We start from the raw sequence: 18,413 nt of genomic DNA, 5'->3' as shown, positions 1-18,413 counted from the left end.
CTTCTATACTTCAACTTGTTTACTTAAGCTTCAAGAGCTTTAGGAAGCAGAAACGCCTTTCTTCCTCCTAAAGCCCTTGAATAGGTCCTTAAAAGGATAGCAGTACCTCTCCATCCGGAGAAGGTACCGCTACAATTTTATTAATTTGAATGATTCGCTTCGATATTTTGCTGGATTTGCTTAACTGCTGCATCAAGAGCCGCTTTAGGTTCTTGCTTACCAGTTACAACCGTTTGAAGTGAATCAGCCATTGGTCCCCAAACCTCTCCCATTTCTGGAATGTTAGGCATTGGAACCGCATATTGAGACTGTTCAGCAACCGCTTTTGCACCTGGGTTTTCAGCAATTGCAGGATCTTCGATCAACCCTTGGTTTGTAGGTACTTCCTGTGTTTGTTCGAAACGCTGCTTAGCATACTCGTCTTGAGTGATGAACTCGATGAACTTTTGAGCCCATTCTTTATTTTCAGAGTATCCAGATACATGCCATCCTTTAACACCCATGAATGTTTTCATAGGCTCTCCGTTTGGAAGCTTAGGCATAGCAGAGATGCCGATGTCAATTCCTGCATCTTTATAACTTTGGAAAGACCATGGTCCATTCATAACTGAAGCCACTTTTCCTTCATTGAATAAACCGTCCATTGCAGAACTGCCGTTTTCACCGACGATACCTTTAGGGAATAAACCTTCTGTGTACCATTTTTGAATATATTCAGTACCTTCAACAGCACCTTCATTGTTTAAACCAAGATCTTTCGCATCTAATGCTCCATCATTTTCAGCAAACACATAACCGCCGAATCCGCCGATTGGTGCATGAGCGAAGTAGAAGTTATCCCAAAGAGCTAAGAAACCGTAGTTTCCATCTTTAGTGAAATCTTTAGAGAATGAATACACTTCATCCATTGTTTTTGGTGCTTCTTCCATTAATTCTTTGTTATAAACAAAGACTGGAGTTTCAGAAGATTTCGGAAGCCCATAGAGTTTCCCATCATAGCTTTGAGCTGTCATTGAAGATTCAGTGAAGCGGTCTTCAACTTCCCCTTCAACCTCTAATGGTGCGATATGACCTGCAAGAGCAAGCTCTCCGATTTGGTCATGCGGTAAAGTCAATACGTCAGGACCTGTACCTGCAGGACCATCCAGGCGTAATTGTTCTTTCATTTTAGTAGCCATTTCTACTTCTTTTACTTCTAGTTCGATACCAGTTTCTTCTGTAAACTTGGCACCTACTTCATCCAGCCATCCAGATTTCTCTTGATCTTCCCAGATAACCAGCTTTTCAGGCTTGTTGGCATCGTCTGTTTTTTTCTCGCTGTCTTTATTACCTGAAGATTGTTCTTCACGGTTAGGACCACAAGCAGCCAAAGCCCCTAGTACAAGCATAACTACCATTAATAATGATAATGCTTTCTTCATCTTGACCCCTCCTAAGTATAGGTGAATAAGTAATATTTCCTGGATTGTACAACCGTTTGCACACATAAGTGAATTCAAGCGCAAAATGTAACGCTTACATTTATGTGTGAAAGCGATTGCACAACCTATTTCCTATTATACAAATTAAAACTCATTTAGCAATAGTTTTTTTAATATTTTTAAGTTTAATAGAAAAATTAAAAACCGCTTTCATAGAGATTGCACGTTTTGTTGACAACACTATGATGGTAGAACACAATTAGTTTAATCTGTATTAATTATTCATTTTTAACGTTGGTATAATAAGGTTTAACGATTATAACAGTATTTTTATAATGGGTATGACAGAGTCATTGGGGACGAATTGGGGACAGATATTTCAAACGCTTGTCCTAATGGCTGATATTCTCTAACCTAAAAGGTAATGATAGACTATTCGTTTCTGTATAACTTATGTATAGTTTTTTAGTTTTCTTGTATAACCTCTCAACTAAGATAGAGGACGTTTTTCACCGGATTCATGTCCCCACGTCCCCAGGTACGTCCCAACCCTTGATACAATAGGCTTTTATCTGGGGACAGGCTATGTCCCCACGTGTCCCCTATGTCCCCAGGTGTCCCCAGCAGCTTAGAGCAAGGTAAAAAAACAGTAGTATTTTATATACTAGTCGCACTTCATTGTACTGTTCCTAACCATAGTGGACATTATGGCGTGATTGGATCGGTACTCTTCAATGAATTGTACACTACATGACCACCACTATGTCGCTTCTAATGACCCTTACTATGTAAAGGTGAAAGTAATTTTGTTGTAGAGCGTTTCTCACACATTGAGAAAAGAGTGACATTTACAAATCAGCCTAAAATAGTTATTGCTTTATCTAGTCCTTTGTGACTATACTTGTTTACAGAAGGATTCCACCCTTCTATTTTGAACAGTCAGTTAAATACCTGGCTGCTTTTTTTATGTCTCTTTTGACTCTATAACCTTCCAATCCTTCTTAAATTGGCCTAAATGACTCGCCTGGACTGTCCATCTATTTTCAGACCCTTCCAGACTCCTTATACAGCACTCTGTTTCTGTGTGTATTACCTTACCAATCATAAACCCCTCTTTGCTTCTTACAATGTCTCCATGCTTCATATAGACACTCCTTATATATCGAAGAAATCATCCATTTTCTTCCCTGGCTCTATTTGTCTAACTGTATCTAATATCTTTTTCATCACTTTCGGGCTGGGGATATACTCTTTATCATTACATAGGGTAGAAATGGTATTCCTAGACACACCAGATAGTTTTGAAAACTCTACCTGTTCGATACCTTGCTGATCTAACCACCTTCCAAACCTTGAACGTGGCTTCTTCCATCCTCCTACCATCTTGAGCAGCTCCTTTCACTTGCACAAAATATTTTATCTATTTGGGCGTTATTGTGCATATTGGACAAACAGTATCAAATATCCTCTATTAAGGGCGTCATTAAGGCGTCATGCTGACGTCATTTACAATAGAAAGGGTGTTTGCTTTGTATAGACCTACTGTAAGGTATTCAGACGTTTACAGGGCTTATGTGGACGATTTATTTCACGCTACAACATTAGACCGCAATCAGATTATAAGGGCAGCGTTATTTGTAGCTGGTCACTCTAAAGAATTTAATGAGATATTGAAAGATTACAAGAAAGGTGACGTCCCTACTCCCTCCTGGTCGCTATCTGAAAGGGCGTTATGGCTGGAAAGCAATCCAAAAAGAGAGGAGAGGAAGGACGTCAATGATCACACTAGAGGAAAGACGTCAATTAATGCAGCTAATGAGAGAGGACTCCACAAAAACGTGGAATCAAGACAGGACGAGGGACGAGAAAGGGCGTTTTCTTCCAGAACGGAAAAAGGAGGCATCACCATTACCATCGGTTAGGAGCATCAAACTGAAGAAGATAAAAGGCAGCTATAACTCATATCATGTAAAAACTCGTTGGTTATCATCTGAAGATAAGATATATTTGTGGCTATTCGTTGGGTTTATCGCCCTGGCCGTAGCTATATAAAGTATGCCTAAAAGAATTATTAATCACGTTCCATTTATAGTAAAATAGTCCTATGAGAGCATACTGCTTTCAAATATATGAGTAGGGCTTCTCAACCCCCATAATTAAAGGGCGTACCAATTAGGTACACCCTCTTTTTATTCAAAGAAAACCCCAAAGAAATTAAATTTAATAAATAACCATGAAAAGAATACAAAGAACCCTACTGCAAAAAATAGCCCCAATACTATATCACTAGTATCTTCACTTTTAGAACCGGAAGTGGCATATCCAGTTAATACAAACGAAAAGATTGCAGCACCCAAGAGATTAACTCCTATATCTCTCATGCCTGTTACACCGAATTTCATAAACAGTATTAAAACTCCCGCGGCAATTATTAACCATATTGTTAGCCATATATATTTTTTATATTTCGCCCACTCCATTAATATATAACCTCAGTTTCATATTGGCATGTTACACATTTATCATTTACGCATTTACTTTCTGAAGCTGACACATGGACTGTACTGATCACCATAAAAGATAATGCAATTAGAATTATTTTCACGCTTCACCACTCCCTAAGAATATTCTATCGTCAATCTTTACGTATTCACCAAAAGGAATACTTTTTGTCTTAAAGCGTTTCGCCTCGATCATACCCTCTAATTCTTCCCTGGTGTTAGCATCAATGAAATATGCCGCAACAGGCTTTCTATTCTCCATAAAGATAACTGCCGGTTCTTTTACTTGCTTCTGAAGTGTGTCTATTTCCTCGTATGTAGTGAATCCTGTATCTACTGTGTTAGAAAAAATCAATGCTTCATTCATTATTAGGACACTCCTTATATTGTATTTGTGCCCCATCCTCTTTATAATGAGGACAGGGCTTACTTCACTTACTCAACCTGGCCGGGTTAGTTTTTGATGTGAGCTTTTTTCTGTTTCCACTGGCAATAAGCTACATGCTCCAAAATACACATTTTCGTTTCTATACTTGTATTCGCCCATTCAGATACTTTAACCTTCAATTTCTTCACCTGCCAGAACCTTAGTGACGATCTCCACAATCTCACTGTCCTTTAACTCCTGGTCTTTCAATCCATGAATAGCAATTTGTAACATTCTTAAATTGTTCATTTTCTTCATTCCTTTCTTTTACTTTCTAAAGATAATATACATAAAATAAAAGTATACGTCAAGCACATTTCTTTAATAACTTGAATTTTTTCTTTAGATTAGTGTAGAATATATGTAGAGAGGAGGAGAAGACGTTATGCCATTCACGTATGATCCGTTATGGAAATTACTTATTGATAAAAAAATGTCCAAAGAGGCATTAAGAGAAAAAATAAAAACATCGTCTACAACTATTGCGAAAATGGGTAGAGGTGATAATGTCTCTTTAGATGTAATTGATCGCATCTGCAAAGAATTAGACTGTAATATTGAAGATGTACTTAAGCACGTAAAGAAGTAAGCCTGTAACAGGGCTTTTTTTATTGCAAAGAAAAAAGGTGAGGATTCCCCCACCTTAAATAGAGTATTGCCCCCTGGACTGAAGGAACAGCTGCATGAATACTTGAGCGTTAATCCTACCTAGTCCATTAGGTTCTATTTCTAATGTATGGTATTGCCCTCTTAGTACCTTTCCTTCGCTGTCCTTATCCATGTAAGGCACTAGGTCTAAACCATCGCCACTTGTAGAAGTATGAGGGACTGTATTGCCATCTACCTTAATAGTAACACTTGACGGTACTGTGCTTAATGTGAAGATACCGTGCTTTATAGGGTGACTATGTGGATCGATTTCAAAGCCATGAGAGTGTGCTGGGATATTTACGCTTACCTGGTGTGTATGATCACTCACTGAATGAGTATGGCTGCTCACTGTATGGGTATGATCGCCTTCTGCTTCATAAGTGTAAATGTCTCCGCCTGTGTCTGCTTCAAAGTTTACTGAAGTTGCTACATCACTATCTTTTAAATAAGCAAAGTATCTTCTTTTCGTAAAGGTTGCAGAAGCATTTTCCCCACCAACAAAGAGTCTATGGAAATGTGATCCATTCTCTGAAGATGTTTGACCCCCACCAGATGAAGTTGTTTGTCCTCCGCCACTCGCAGAAGTAGTTGATACTGTTGTACTCCCCCCGGAGGCTGTCGTCTTGCTTACCTGTCCCCCTGCCTCTGTAGTGCCTCCATACGTCCTAAATTCAGTCGTTTCAAAGGTAAGGTCTACCTTATTAATATTAACGGCCTCTGGTGGCACGTAGAAGCGTATAACCGCCGGATGATTACCATCTGCATTATCATCGTAGTTATAAGCTAGGATAGAGGTCGCTCCTTGACTATATGCCTCGTTGGTTTGAAGCTTTCTTTCAATATCTGCCTGTATGGTCGCTATATCATCGGTAAGGCTGCCAATTTCTAAATCAATGACCCCTTCACCTCCGAATATGTCACTTTTAGCCTCATACATGACTCTTTTATCAAGCGTCCCTAAATCTGGATCATAGATACGTCCCTTTTTACCCAGTCTATGCTTATCAATGGACTCGCCTGTTATAGAAGAAACATCTGCCGCATTGGTTCTATAAACTACTTTTGGATTTTTCCATTGGCTTAATAGAGATTGTCCATTGGCTTTAAGTGTTTCTGCGTTCTCAATCCTGCGATCAATCCAAACATAAGACTGTAAGCCATACTTATTAATGGATTCCGTATCTTCCAGGTACGTTACGCCATTATTTACATCTGAGACTGTCAGTTGGTTCACGCCTTCGCCCACGCCACGAGGATAAATCCTATTTACAATCTCTGTAGGGTCTTCCTCTTTTTCGATACCGACAAGATTATGAGCGTACCGGATAACCCATTCTAATTCTTGACTAGGTTTCACCAGGCTTAATTCAAAAGGGAATACCTGCGTATTAAATTGCCATTCATACTCTTCTGCGAATGGTTGAGGAATGGAGAACAGTGGTGCAAGAAGTCCGTTTTCTGATTCCCACTTATAATGGAATCTTGATGAAAACTCACAATCCTTTAGTACCCAGTAGGTCGTTGTCTGAAAGCCCAGGATAAACTCTATATTCTCCCTAGTAGTAAGGTTCGTGGTCTGTTCATATCCCTCTATAACGTCACTCACTAGCGTTGAGAGAGCATGTTGAAGGCTATACTCTATCTCATGGGTATTTGAGTCCCTTCTAAGGATATTCGGCATGATTCTAAACAAGCCAATGTATTCATCATACTTATCAATGATCTCTACAAAGTAGAAAGGTTTGCAATGTTCATTCTTCTCGTCGTCCAGGGGAAGAGTGAAGGTGGCACTCCATAATTGGTTATAATATTTCTCATAACCCACGTTATAAGCGTTCTCTAGGATTGCCACAGGCTGCATACTCTTATCAAATACTCTTAACATTCAATCCACTCCTGGAGACTCTTTTTAGAGCCTCTAAACTCTAATCGTTCAATCATTTTACTATGGAAGCTAACGGGACGGATGGAGACCCCTTTACTTTTAAGGGATCGCACCGTTTTTAGAATCTCGTTGTATGTCATCTTTGTATGAAGTTGGATCATCCACATGAATGTACCTTTATCGGCTAAACACTTTAATAAATTGCGTTCTTTTAGCGTTAATTTCATCGTATTTCCTCCTTTTTATTATCTGTTGTGTATGAATTTCATTAACTCGTCATCGTCTTCGTCCTTATCATCATCTTTTAACAGGTCTGTAAGTTGTTTAACGATGGCCATGTGATTCTTAATCATTGAATTATAAATCTGTGCTTCTGGAGAGATTTTTGTACCCCATTGATTAGCCCCATTCTGATATTCACTGACAGTCCCATTCTCTGCGATATGTTGCTGTAACTCGTCCAGTATTACTGACATAAAGGCAGCGTTTTCGATAAGGGAACGGACAGTATCTTTTTTACCTTGTTCTATATCCTTAAAGATGTTGTTAAGTCTGCGTAATTCCTTTTTAATCTTCTTTTGTACTTCTTTATCCTTCTTTAAATCGCTAACTCCTGGCATATTTCCACACTCCTTTTTATGGGTTACCTAGACCCCCTCTTAGACCCTCCAGAGAGATACATTATTCTCCCTATCTCGATGTCCCTATATCCCCTATAAGGGTACGATACGGGGGGATGTAAGCTTTTATCTTCTGATTAGATTACCTTCACTATCGAACATTACATCTTCTCTAACAGGAACAAATTTATTTTTATGAATAGAATTGTGACAGTCATGGCAAAGGGTAATAAGGTTACTGTGATCTAACCTCAACGCCCATCCCTTCTCACCATCCAACAACTCAACCTTATGATGAACGACATCACCACTTACTATCTTGTCCCTCTTCAGACAGTCCTGGCATAGTCCTGTATCTCTCTGGAATACGATGTTCCTAGTCTTACGCCATGCCTTGCTGTTGTAGAATTTCTCTGCTTTACTGTCCCTTTTGTATTTATCAAACTTACTCATAATCTCACCTACTTTTTATAGAGAAGGCAGGTTTCCCTGCCATTCCCATTACTTCAAGTGTTTATCTAATAGTTCCGTTAATAAGTCCCTAACCTTAATTGCATCTGGCTTACCGTACTTATCTTCATAGCGTTCTAACAGTTGCCCTCGTAGGAAGAAGTCTACATGCTGCCCTTTGTTTACCTGTGTTTTCCTGCGTTGCTTATCAGCCTTCTCCTTTTGCTTCTCAATAGCTTCTTTCGATACTGTCCATAGGATAGCCCGGATAAAGTCCTTCAGTTCCGTCCTGGAGTTCCTAGCCTCATTCACCAGTGCTTCTTTATCCTCTTTCTCAAATTCGTATGTCAGCCACTTCTTAGTACCTTCATCCTCAACCTGTGGAAACTTTAACTCTTGCATACTCTCAAAGTTCAGTAGAGCTTCACGTACAAAGGCGTGATAACCTTTATTGGACATTCTTACAGCTGCAATAACCATTTCATATTCTTTATTCGTCACATGCACTTCTACGCTGCTATCGTATTTCTCTTCCTTTGGTTTAGGCATCATTCGTTTGAATAGGTTTTCCTTCTGCTGCTGTTCTTCCTTAGTGTTGACTCTCTCTTTTACGATTTTCATATTAATCAATCTCCTTTGAATGTTTGATATATAGATAGTTCCTTGTATAGCCTGGATTCTCTGAATCATTTCCGTTTAGAGAGGCTTTTAACTTAAATTTCTTACCTCTTACAATGTTGTAATACATAATCGACTCTTTACGCCTTGCTGTGCAGATGATTTCACCAAAGTTATCATCAAGGAATTTAAAGGTTAAAACTCGTTTGTTTTTTCCAATGATTTTAGTTACATATCCTTCTAATTCGACCAATGGCATATCATTCATCGATGGTCACCAATTCTTGAACAATGACATAATTGTGTGAGTAACCATTGTTCACAACGCCCTTTAAAGTACATTTCATGAATAACTTTTTCCCAACTTCAATCTGATCTGCGTTTACCAGTCCTGTTTCAGTCTGACAAATCAATGTCCCTGTATAAGGTACTGATACCGTAAACGTCTTATATCCGTTCTTTTCTGCGATAGCTTCCTTAACTTCTCCAATCAATTCAATCTGCTTCACATTTTCCACGCCCCTTTTTCGTTTGTTTAATCTCAATTAAGATAAGTCTTTATTTACTCGATAAAATTCTAATAATGGTGATAGTCGATTCTTTACAAACTCCATATAACTTGAATCATCAGATATACAGTAGTAAGAAGGAAAATTGTCGTGGATCTCCATCTTGATAAGGTATTTAAACCTTTTAGGTTCTTCAGCAGAAAACACGCTGGCTTTTATATATCCTTCAGTACCGAACGCCATTTCATAGATAAAGTCACTGTCCAGTACGCCATTAAATATCTTTTTATCCTCAAGCTGCAGGAAGTTTTCTACTCCTATGTGATGGACTTCATTCCCTTTAACCTCGTACCATTCATCTATACATTTCATTATGAGCACCTCGATTTATACTCAATTACTGATTTTCTCAGCATTTCCTTACGAGCTTCTTTTTCAGCTACATGCTTTTTATAATTCATGTCTCCGATGTACTTACACATCTTATCCTCCGCTCCATATAGAGAAGCTTCATCAGATGGGATGTTCTTGAAGTAGTAAGCCTTAATGATGTTTTGTTCTGCCTCTGATAAGGTGTTCAACGCCTCGTTAAAAGCCTCTATCTTCTCCATATAGCGTTTAATCTTCTTATCAAACATTTCCCTTGTTTCAATAATCTCTATAGCCTTATCCTCAGTATTAACTCCTGTCTTGAGCCATCTATCTGTACTTGCATCATAGAACCGGGTAGAAGGTGAACAGTCATCATATAAACTTTGTATCGCTGCTTCCTTTTCCTCTTTCAACTGAGCCGCAAGTTTTATACTCATAGCATAGGTTCGCAACTCATACCGGGTAAATTCATCTGATATCATTGGCTGTAACCTCCATCAAATTGTATTAAGAGAAGTCACTCCTTTCCGCTTCCCTTTTCTTCTGTTGTCTGCTTCTAAGAATGTATTTGCCTCGTTTTATGCTCTCTTTCCATATCACTCGATCCAACTTGAGCAGGGTATGGATTTCATCGTGAGTCAGAAATACTGTGTGTCCTGGAAGCTTTACCTCGATAAATTTATTTTTCATGTTCAAACAATTCCTTTGTAATCCCCAGTCCATTCATAACCTTGTCATTAAATGAGATAATCGTTACCTTTCCATCACGACTAGGACACTCATGCTTATATTCCAGGTACGCCTCTTTAAATGATCTAATCGCTGTTGTACTCGCATTTACCTTCTTCAGATATTCGAGCATTTCATCATAATCTTTTGTGTTCGGAAAACACTGGTCATGCTTCACACTCCACGCCACCATACTAAAGCGATCGTCTGGACGTTCCTTATAGTGTTGAGCCATATACTCTTTAAATGTCATTGATACTCCCCTTTTCATGCTCCCATGTGCGTTCCATGAGCCTATTCTTTTTACGATTAAGCTTCATAATCTCGAGCCGCTGCTTAATTAATGTAGTCACTAGATACCTAAATGATCTGTTCATCATTTAACGCTTCCCCTTTCGTGCCGCTTCTTCTCCATGTAGTCAAAGTATTGTGAAACTTTAACTAGCACGTATTCAAGGGTGTTACCTGTCATAATGACTTTAGTGGAGACTGTCTTTCCCTTTTGGTATGTCTCTCTCCACGCTTCCCATTGATCACCAATCTTTTCTACATAGACATTACTTTTGTGATGAAGAGACTTTGTATAAATCTCACCAGGGACACCAACCATAAAGCCTCTATTTCTTGCCTCCTGGTCATTCTTGAGCGTTTCGACTATCTGTGCCTTATGTTCCTTTATCCTCTCTAGGAGGGAAGCAGGGAGGCGTGATATCCCCTCTACTTTAATGCGTTCCCCCTCAAGTGATAACGGACAGCCTATACTCTCCGCCGACTGAATGAGTTCGTTCATAACAGCCCACTCCCATCTGATTTCATCTCATATAGAGGCTTGTCCTCAATAACTTCTGGTTTAAAGTGAACAGGCTTAACCTCTTGTACCGCCTCTTCTTTATGTTTCATGTCCTTTGTAAGTGGATTGACTTCGATTGACTTAATATCTCCGCTTTTCTCTTCCAGGTGGATATAGTTCATATCTTCTAACTCTTTAAGAGCGTTCTTAAGCTTGTCAGCCTTAAACCTTCTTTTAACAGCGTGATAAAGCTTCCTGTAAGGAGTTACGCCTTCATCTTGTAAGTCGCAAACCCTTTTGAATAGATATTTCAAATCTCTTTGAGTGCCATCTTCCCCAACAATTCCGAAGGCTGTTTTTGTCATCGAGGATAAGTAAGGGAGTAGAGCAAATCCTTTTTCTATGTCCTCGCTTGTCAATTCATTAGAGATAACTTTTCCGTTTAAATCAATCTCTTCTGCGATATGCAGCAGTGCGATAATTCTTAAGATTGTTCCTGTCAACTTACCAAACCAACCTTGTAAGATTTCCGGATAGTCTTCGTTAAAAGCTTCTCGCTTGATTTCATTGTGTAAGTCTGTAAAACGTTGATACGCTTCCTCAGATACCGTAATCGTCCCCACATCGTCCATTTCTAATAGTTTAGTAATGTTTTCTTTGTACCTGTCCTTAATCACCTTAGGAATCGCCACTCCGAATCCTTCCTGGTACTTAGGAGACTTTAGACTATATAGGAAACGTTCTGAGAATCCCCTTCCATTAAACGCCCTTAGTTCACCTAATACACTAGGTTGGATGAATAGTCCCATTGTCAGTAATGGTCTGTTTAATACAATCGGATCGCCTTTCATCCTCTCAACTGTTGCACGTTCTCCACTGAACGCCTTTAGGAGTAAATCAATATCAACTTTGCCGCTATACTTACCAGACAGGATACTGATTAACTCGAATCCTTCATCTGTGGAGATTGTTAATTTTTCATCGCTATCCCTCAACAAGTGGAATAGTTTTTCAGTCGTGATGTTTCCGCTAGTTGTGAACGTTGGGACTCTCAGTTTCTTTTCCAATTCAGCCAATTCATTATTCAAGGCTTTCATTTCATCAAGAATTTTACTTTCTTGTTTGTCAGCATATTTATTCTCTAACTTTTCGAGAAGCTTCTTCTTTGCCCTGTATTCCTGTTTGTTGTCCCTTAACTCTAATTCCAATACTTCACGCTTTTCCGCTGCGTATTCCTCAACTGGTTGCATAATCTCCTTGTGTACGCCACTCTTACTACTCGAAGGTGGGGCAACCTGGATAATGTAAGTATTTAAAGGTTGTCTCCAATCTGTCTGAGCAAAATACACATCATATTTCCCACTGATTGACGTACTCAATGGTGTTATAGTAGCCATTGCAGGAATATCAATCGGCACTAACATCTGACTGGCCAATGCTTTAGAATAATCTTTCAACCATGAAGGAAGGACAGTAATTGGGAAACTTACTCCACTTTCATCTTCAAAAGGCATCGGAGTCTCCCACTTGTTTTCTTGTACTTCGTTGTATTCATTTAGAGTCCGATCTAATTCATTATCAATAGTCAATTTACTCCCCCTTCCTTCTCCTTATTTCAGCTTTCAATACTGAATTGAATGTTATTTTTATCTCTTCATCACTTAATGGTGGAGAGTTCCTCTCATTCCACGCTAGCACCAGCGACAATGCAATCTTAGGTTCAATGTTCTTTCTAAGCAGATAGCCTGTTAGTGAAGCTGTAGCGTGATTCCTTCCACCTTCACCCTCTCCACTTAGAAGGTTTAACCAATAATCTGTTGGTTTTCTTTGTTCTGTTTTCTGTTCCTTGAGCATGTGCTTAAAGTATTCTGGTAGTTCCGCTATTGGCGTATTTGAAGGAGAAGAGGATAATTCCCACTCGTAATCCCTACCGCTTATATGCCTTGATGGAGCTGCCACTATATAACCGCCATCACTTCGTATATCTACACCAGGTAAGAAGCCTACTTTATTTTTAACGTCTTCCTCATATTTGAAGAATAAGTGCCTGCCCTTACCTGTTATCGCTTCAACTGTTTCTGGAAGTTCATCGTATTTATCTTGTAACTCTTTGATTGATTCCTCACCTTGTTCACCGTCAATATCTACCACAATGATGTTATTTATCTTCCCTGTAGGTAGTCCGATATTTGACTCATAAGGTTTACTAAACCATTCGTTAATCTGATCAATGTCTTTTGAAGCTTCTTTCACTCCGTTTTGTACTCTAGGATGCTTACCAGGTGATTTACACCCATGATTTCCGCAAGTACATTTACCATCTGCAATGGAGTGTAATGGAAACACTGACCAATCCAGTATCTTCACATAAGCTTGTACAAAGTTCTGTACTTTTGATTGAAAAGGTGATATACTTGCCTTAATCAAAATTGTTTCGTTCCTTTCTCGCACCTACTCGCAATAGGTGTTTTTTTTATTGTCTAAATACATTGTTCTTCAGCTTGTGAAAGCCATTCCTCTATGCTGTGCCTCTTGAACAATATCCTCGAACCTATTCGCACATGTGGAATTTTCTTTTCCCTTGTCAGCTTGTATATGAAGTCCTCTGATAAATCCAACATCTGAGCAACCTCTTTTACATTGAGCGTGATCTTCTCCATACCATCAATCCCAATCATGTTTCTTTAAGATCTTTTTTAAAGATGATCTAATCTCCCAATACTTATAGAAATGTTCCAGGCTTTTCTCAATCAGTTTAGGACGAATAACCGGCATACCTTCCTCGTACTTCTTTAATGTAGCTGGTGCCATTCCTGTTTCTGCTGCCACAAACTGAAGTGGGAAACCATGATCTACACGTTTCTTTTTAAATTTAGCCCCTTGTTTCTTCCATACTTTGTGATTCTCCAGAATGTACTTATCTCTCTTAATTGTTCTGTGTGCTAATGCTTTCATTATTTGTTTCCTCCTTTTAATTGATTAATAGCTTTGAAAATTTTTGCTTTCTTCTCCAGGCTTAACTCTTTCCTTAGCAATCTAGAAAAATTACCCTCGTGCAATCCGTAAGCCTCTGCTACTTGCCACTGTTTCAAACCAGCCTCTTGGATCGCTTGTCTAACATCTTGATTTTTCATATCTTTTTCCTCCTTTCGCTTCACACTTGCCATGTACTCACCCCCTTTATCTAATCAACAACAATATAATACCGACTTTAATATAAAACTAGGCACTGTCTTTATAGAACCTGTTGATATGTGGATAAGTCTGTATATGTATCTTGTTGACTTCCATTATTTAATGCCTTTTATTACAGTTGTATTGTTCTATGGTGTTGATGTTAATTACAGTATATATGTTCGGTTTCAAAAATGCAACCCCTGGACAAGAAAAAGTTTTACAAAATGAAACCCATCGTTTATACTAAGGACAACAACAAACTTATTAGGAGGATTTTTAATGTCATTCGGTGTACGTTTGAAAGAAATTAGGAAAGAAAAAAACATATCACTTAGAGACCTATCTGCACTCACGGATATATCTAAAGGCTATCTGTCCAGGTTGGAAAATAACAAAATAGGCGTCCCTAAGGTTGATACCCTTAATAAAATTGCCAAAGGTTTAGGAGTGCCTAATGGGGATTTAATGATGTTAGCAGGGTATATAGACGATCCTTTCGACCCCAAACAGATGAAAGCTTTAAACAAGAAAATTAATGAATCTGAAAACAAGGGAAAATCTAATGAAGACATTTACGAAATTTTGAGTAAAAATAATTCCGCTTCCTATAGAGGGAGAATTTTAACTGAAGCACAAAAAAAGCAAGCTATTGAAATGTTGAATGTACTCTTTAAGGAGGGATAAAACATGGCCGGGAGCATAGAAAAGCGTGGAGTCAATTCCTGGAGACTTATATACTCGATGGGCTACGATCACACCGGGAAACGCGTGAAGAAAACAAAAACGATTAAAGCAAAGAATAAAACAGAAGCTAAAAAGAAGCTTGCTGAGTTCATTACCGAGATTGAAGCTGGGGAATATATCGACCCTTCAAAAATGAAGTTTGGAGACTTTGTGGAGGAATGGAAAAGTAAATATGCACGTAAACATTTGTCACCTACAACCATTCAAACATACGAGTACGCCATAAATAATTATTTAATACCTACGTTCGCTAATAAAAATCTGAATGAGTTTAAACCAATTCACATTATCAATTATCTGGACAGTTTAGAACATACTCGTTGTGATGGAAAAGAAGGAGGCTTATCCTCTTCTACAATTAAGTACCACCATCGTATATTGAGGGATATATTCACACGTGCTACTGAGTGGAAGATAATCAAGACTAACCCAGTAATAAGTGTTAAATCTCCTAAAGTCGCACAAGCAAAGCATGAAGTATATACAGAGGAAGAAGTGTTAGAATTATTCCAGTTTCTAAATGATGAGCCAATTCATTTCAGACTAATTGTTATGATCGCTATAAGTTCCGGATTAAGAAGAGGTGAAATATTAGGATTGCAATGGGATGACGTTAATTTTGAAGAAAGAACCATTAAAGTCGTTCATTCTCTCCAATATGTCAATAGAGAAGGTCGTAAATTAAGTAAGCCGAAAACAAATAATTCTATTCGTACCGTAGTTATACCAACATATATGGTTTCTGAGTTAAAGAAATATAAGTTACGTAAGCAAAAAGAACGCCTAAAGGCTGCTGAATTATGGGAAGGTGGAGATTATTTCTTCGTATTTTCCACATGGGATGGGAAACCGTACTTCCCTCAAGTCCCAGGTAGATGGTGGACAGGATTTTTAAAGCGTACAGGACTTAAAAAGATTCGCTTCCATGATCTAAGGCATACCGCTGCCACTCTCCTAATTAACCAGGGAGTACACGCTAAAGTTATTTCTGAGCGTTTAGGTCACGCTGACATATCTACTACCATGAACGTCTACGGACACTATATACGAGAAGCAGATGAAGAAGCCGCTGACAAACTAAATACACTGTTTACCAACTCTAAAAAGGCTTAATTTAAATATTGAGCCTCTTTTTTTATGCCCTGGGGACATCTGGGGACACTGGGGACATCTGGGGACATGGGGTGTCCCCACCTAAAAGCCTTTTATATCAACGTTTATAAGCTACTGGGGACATGGGGACACGATTCCAGTAAATAATGTCCCCTAGCCAACCTTATATATAATTACTTTAATATATTAACGTACTAAAGTATCTTTCGTTTTACTATTAGTTATACATGTACCATATACAATAGACAAAATACTAACTGGTATGATAATAATTATGTATGGTACACCTTTCTTAATATATATAGAGCATTCAATACTTTAGTACATTAAAGTATTAAAGTAAATACTATCTAAATAACTGTGTTTTTTATCTCATTGGGGACAAACTGGGGACGAATTCAGTTTAAATGTCCCCAACATAAAAATATATGAGCATGATCTATAAAATATGATTGTTATTATATCAAGGTTTATAATGGCATAACTGTATCAGTAATAAAGAGTGTCCGTATCTATGATAGTAGACTACTCTGTAATTAAAATTGCAAAAAAAGGAGGACACCCAATGTTACTTGAAGCGATTTATCATCGACCAAAAGATAACTATGCATACGCTTGCACTAATGAAGAGCTGCATATCCGGTTGAGAACCAAGAAAAACGATATAAAAACAGCTACTCTCCTTCACGGCGACCCTTATCACTGGGAAAACGAAGGGTGGATATACGATAAAATGGCAATGACCATGACAGGCAGCGATCATTTATTTGATTACTGGTTCGCTTCATTGACACCTCCTTTCAGACGTCTTCGCTACGGTTTTGTCCTGAATGATGGAGAAGAGGAAATCTTTTATGGTGAAAAAGGGTTCTCAGAGAACCCCTCATCAGACATCGGCGATTATTTTTGTTTTCCTTTCTTAAATCCGATTGATGTTTTTCAAGCTCCTTCATGGGTCAAGAATACGGTTTGGTATCAGATCTTCCCGGAACGATTTGCAAATGGTGATCGAAATAACGATCCAAAAGGCGCCTTGGAGTGGAACAGCGCGGAGCCTTCGACAACAAATTTCTTCGGAGGCGATCTCGAGGGTGTTATAGAGAATATTCCCTACCTTAAAGAATTGGGGATCAGCGGTATCTATTTCACCCCCATCTTCAAGGCTCATTCCAACCATAAATATGATACGATTGACTATTTTGAACTGGATCCTCAATTCGGGACAAAGGATACGTTGAAGGAGCTTGTAGGCAAGTGTCACGAAAATGGTATCAAAGTTATGTTGGATGCAGTGTTCAATCATAGCGGCTTCCATTTTCCACATTTCCAGGATGTTATTGAAAAGGGCGAAGAATCACCATATAGCGATTGGTTTCATATCAGAGAATTCCCTATAAATACTGAAAGCAGTCCACCAAACTATGATACGTTTGCATTTGAGGCTTACATGCCTAAATTAAACACTGAAAACCGCGAAGTGCGGGAGTATTTACTCGAAGTTGGCCGCTACTGGGTGAAGGAGTTCGATATCGACGGCTGGCGCCTTGATGTAGCAAACGAAGTAGATCATCAGTTCTGGCGTGACTTTAGAAAAGAAGTAAAATTAATAAAACCTGAGTTGTATATACTGGGAGAAATTTGGCATGATTCGATGCCTTGGCTGCGCGGCGATCAGTTTGATGCTGTGATGAATTATCCGTTTACCGCCAACATAATAAACCTGTTCGCAAAACAATCCATCTCACCTGCTCAATTTGCAGAGAATTTAACAAGTGTCATTCATATGTATCCCAAGAACATAAATGAAGTCAATTTCAATCTAGTGGGAAGTCATGACACCCCTAGGATATTGACAGAGTGTGGTGATGACATTCGCAGACTGAAACAGATCTATAGCTTCATGCTGTCGTTCACGGGTACCCCCTGTATATATTACGGAGATGAAATCGGCTTGACCGGCGAACAAGACCCGGGCTGCCGAAAATGCTTCCCCTGGGAAAAGGAGAAGCATAACGAGGAAATTTTCAATCATGTACAAAAGCACATCGAGCTTCGACGCAGCCATCCATTGCTTGCTAACGAAGGGAATCTCTCTTTCTTGCCGGCTGACCTCCATGAAGGCTGCATCGCTTTCACGAAATCGAACGGTGAAGACACGATTTTCATCCTGTTGAATTGCCTGGAAGAAGCGACCACCTACTCCCTGCCGTTTGATTTAAAAGGAAAAAAAATCGTAAATCTTTGGAATAATGAAGAGTTCGCTGCTGAGGCTGAAACCATCGAAGTCGAACTTGAAGAATACGGATTTGCCATTCTGCATTTTTAAATCTTGATTCCTTGCAAATAAAGGGACTAACTCAGTTTATAGAGTTAGTCCCCTTCTCAGTTTTTCGAACTTTTCACGAC

The 18,413-nt window shown here is 38.8% G+C and carries 25 protein-coding genes; 5 read left to right on the top strand and 20 right to left on the bottom strand.

Going from position 1 to position 18,413, the window contains the following annotated elements; translation table 11 throughout:
- Positions 1 to 140 precede the first annotated feature (140 nt).
- Together AAEO50_RS12310 and AAEO50_RS12305 are read right to left on the bottom strand one after the other, a co-directional pair.
- Positions 141 to 1,421 carry an extracellular solute-binding protein gene (locus AAEO50_RS12310; protein WP_341984011.1) on the bottom strand — a complete coding sequence of 427 codons (1,281 nt, stop codon included), beginning with the start codon at positions 1,419 to 1,421 and terminating at the stop codon, positions 141 to 143.
- Between the two features lie 1,155 nt (positions 1,422 to 2,576).
- On the bottom strand, positions 2,577 to 2,804 hold the full coding sequence (locus tag AAEO50_RS12305) for a helix-turn-helix transcriptional regulator (RefSeq protein ID WP_341984009.1): 228 nt from the start codon (positions 2,802 to 2,804) through the stop codon (positions 2,577 to 2,579).
- A 110-nt stretch (positions 2,805 to 2,914) separates the two neighbouring features.
- Here AAEO50_RS12305 and AAEO50_RS12300 point away from each other — a divergent pair, with 110 nt between their 5' ends.
- A complete protein-coding gene (locus AAEO50_RS12300) occupies positions 2,915 to 3,343 on the top strand; it encodes a hypothetical protein (RefSeq protein ID WP_341984007.1) in 429 nt (142 codons plus the stop codon).
- Between the two features lie 267 nt (positions 3,344 to 3,610).
- On the opposite strand, the gene AAEO50_RS12295 is transcribed toward AAEO50_RS12300, so the two are convergent.
- Both AAEO50_RS12295 and AAEO50_RS12290 read right to left on the bottom strand, forming a co-directional pair.
- Positions 3,611 to 3,823, bottom strand: coding sequence for a hypothetical protein (locus AAEO50_RS12295; protein WP_341984005.1), 213 nt, complete (start codon positions 3,821 to 3,823; stop codon positions 3,611 to 3,613).
- Between the two features lie 199 nt (positions 3,824 to 4,022).
- Positions 4,023 to 4,289: a hypothetical protein gene (locus AAEO50_RS12290; RefSeq protein ID WP_341984003.1), complete on the bottom strand. Its 267-nt coding sequence runs from the start codon at positions 4,287 to 4,289 to the stop codon at positions 4,023 to 4,025.
- 445 nt (positions 4,290 to 4,734) lie between these two features.
- Here AAEO50_RS12290 and AAEO50_RS12285 point away from each other — a divergent pair, with 445 nt between their 5' ends.
- Positions 4,735 to 4,938: a helix-turn-helix transcriptional regulator gene (locus AAEO50_RS12285; protein ID WP_341984002.1), complete on the top strand. Its 204-nt coding sequence runs from the start codon at positions 4,735 to 4,737 to the stop codon at positions 4,936 to 4,938.
- Positions 4,939 to 4,992: 54 nt separating this feature from the next.
- On the opposite strand, the gene AAEO50_RS12280 is transcribed toward AAEO50_RS12285, so the two are convergent.
- The 16 genes from AAEO50_RS12280 to AAEO50_RS12205 form a co-directional block, all read right to left on the bottom strand.
- Complete coding sequence (locus tag AAEO50_RS12280) at positions 4,993 to 6,885, bottom strand: phage tail protein (RefSeq protein ID WP_341984000.1); 1,893 nt, start codon at positions 6,883 to 6,885, stop codon at positions 4,993 to 4,995.
- Complete coding sequence (locus tag AAEO50_RS12275) at positions 6,879 to 7,112, bottom strand: hypothetical protein (RefSeq protein WP_341983998.1); 234 nt, start codon at positions 7,110 to 7,112, stop codon at positions 6,879 to 6,881. Before AAEO50_RS12275 ends, AAEO50_RS12280 begins: the two co-directional genes overlap by 7 nt.
- A gap of 18 nt (positions 7,113 to 7,130) precedes the next feature.
- A complete protein-coding gene (locus AAEO50_RS12270; RefSeq protein ID WP_341983996.1) occupies positions 7,131 to 7,505 on the bottom strand; it encodes a hypothetical protein in 375 nt (124 codons plus the stop codon).
- Positions 7,506 to 7,631: 126 nt separating this feature from the next.
- On the bottom strand, positions 7,632 to 7,958 hold the full coding sequence (locus AAEO50_RS12265) for an HNH endonuclease signature motif containing protein (RefSeq protein WP_341983994.1): 327 nt from the start codon (positions 7,956 to 7,958) through the stop codon (positions 7,632 to 7,634).
- A gap of 48 nt (positions 7,959 to 8,006) precedes the next feature.
- The gene (locus AAEO50_RS12260; protein WP_341983992.1) at positions 8,007 to 8,576 is read right to left on the bottom strand and encodes a hypothetical protein; all 570 of its coding nucleotides are present in this window, start codon (positions 8,574 to 8,576) and stop codon (positions 8,007 to 8,009) included.
- 1 nt (position 8,577) lies between these two features.
- Positions 8,578 to 8,841, bottom strand: a complete 264-nt coding sequence (locus AAEO50_RS12255; RefSeq protein WP_341983990.1) for a hypothetical protein — start codon at positions 8,839 to 8,841, stop codon at positions 8,578 to 8,580.
- On the bottom strand, positions 8,834 to 9,082 hold the full coding sequence (locus tag AAEO50_RS12250; protein ID WP_341983988.1) for a hypothetical protein: 249 nt from the start codon (positions 9,080 to 9,082) through the stop codon (positions 8,834 to 8,836). Before AAEO50_RS12250 ends, AAEO50_RS12255 begins: the two co-directional genes overlap by 8 nt.
- A gap of 36 nt (positions 9,083 to 9,118) precedes the next feature.
- Positions 9,119 to 9,454 (bottom strand): hypothetical protein, encoded by a 336-nt coding sequence (locus tag AAEO50_RS12245; protein ID WP_341983986.1) that lies wholly within the window; start codon positions 9,452 to 9,454, stop codon positions 9,119 to 9,121.
- Positions 9,454 to 9,936, bottom strand: a complete 483-nt coding sequence (locus AAEO50_RS12240; protein ID WP_341983984.1) for a hypothetical protein — start codon at positions 9,934 to 9,936, stop codon at positions 9,454 to 9,456. The genes AAEO50_RS12245 and AAEO50_RS12240 overlap by 1 nt, the downstream gene beginning before the upstream one ends.
- 197 nt (positions 9,937 to 10,133) lie before the next feature.
- Positions 10,134 to 10,436, bottom strand: a complete 303-nt coding sequence (locus AAEO50_RS12235; protein ID WP_341983982.1) for a YozE family protein — start codon at positions 10,434 to 10,436, stop codon at positions 10,134 to 10,136.
- A 123-nt stretch (positions 10,437 to 10,559) separates the two neighbouring features.
- On the bottom strand, positions 10,560 to 10,973 hold the full coding sequence (locus AAEO50_RS12230; protein WP_341983980.1) for a hypothetical protein: 414 nt from the start codon (positions 10,971 to 10,973) through the stop codon (positions 10,560 to 10,562).
- Positions 10,970 to 12,562, bottom strand: coding sequence for a YfjI family protein (locus tag AAEO50_RS12225; RefSeq protein WP_341983978.1), 1,593 nt, complete (start codon positions 12,560 to 12,562; stop codon positions 10,970 to 10,972). Before AAEO50_RS12225 ends, AAEO50_RS12230 begins: the two co-directional genes overlap by 4 nt.
- A gap of 1 nt (position 12,563) precedes the next feature.
- A complete protein-coding gene (locus AAEO50_RS12220) occupies positions 12,564 to 13,340 on the bottom strand; it encodes a bifunctional DNA primase/polymerase (RefSeq protein ID WP_341984049.1) in 777 nt (258 codons plus the stop codon).
- Positions 13,341 to 13,453: 113 nt separating this feature from the next.
- Positions 13,454 to 13,651, bottom strand: a complete 198-nt coding sequence (locus tag AAEO50_RS12215) for a helix-turn-helix domain-containing protein (RefSeq protein ID WP_341983976.1) — start codon at positions 13,649 to 13,651, stop codon at positions 13,454 to 13,456.
- Entirely contained in the window at positions 13,638 to 13,928 is a 291-nt protein-coding gene (locus AAEO50_RS12210; RefSeq protein WP_341983974.1) for a hypothetical protein, read from the bottom strand. The genes AAEO50_RS12215 and AAEO50_RS12210 overlap by 14 nt, the downstream gene beginning before the upstream one ends.
- Entirely contained in the window at positions 13,928 to 14,140 is a 213-nt protein-coding gene (locus AAEO50_RS12205) for a hypothetical protein (protein WP_341983972.1), read from the bottom strand. The genes AAEO50_RS12210 and AAEO50_RS12205 overlap by 1 nt, the downstream gene beginning before the upstream one ends.
- Positions 14,141 to 14,429: 289 nt before the next feature.
- On the opposite strand from AAEO50_RS12205, the gene AAEO50_RS12200 reads away from it, so the two are divergent.
- The 3 genes from AAEO50_RS12200 to AAEO50_RS12190 all read left to right on the top strand — a co-directional run bounded on the left by AAEO50_RS12200 (position 14,430) and on the right by AAEO50_RS12190 (position 18,333).
- Positions 14,430 to 14,834: a helix-turn-helix domain-containing protein gene (locus AAEO50_RS12200; protein WP_341983970.1), complete on the top strand. Its 405-nt coding sequence runs from the start codon at positions 14,430 to 14,432 to the stop codon at positions 14,832 to 14,834.
- Positions 14,835 to 14,837: 3 nt separating this feature from the next.
- Entirely contained in the window at positions 14,838 to 16,007 is a 1,170-nt protein-coding gene (locus tag AAEO50_RS12195) for a tyrosine-type recombinase/integrase (protein ID WP_341983968.1), read from the top strand.
- A gap of 565 nt (positions 16,008 to 16,572) precedes the next feature.
- Positions 16,573 to 18,333: an alpha-glycosidase gene (locus AAEO50_RS12190; protein ID WP_341983966.1), complete on the top strand. Its 1,761-nt coding sequence runs from the start codon at positions 16,573 to 16,575 to the stop codon at positions 18,331 to 18,333.
- The last annotated feature ends 80 nt before the right edge of the window (positions 18,334 to 18,413 follow it).

The sequence above is a fragment of the Rossellomorea oryzaecorticis genome, from assembly GCF_038405515.1.
Lineage (GTDB): Bacteria > Bacillota > Bacilli > Bacillales > Bacillaceae_B > Rossellomorea > Rossellomorea oryzaecorticis_A.
The sequence above is the reverse complement of the archived record's forward strand: the minus strand, read 5'-3'. Positions and strand labels throughout refer to the sequence as shown.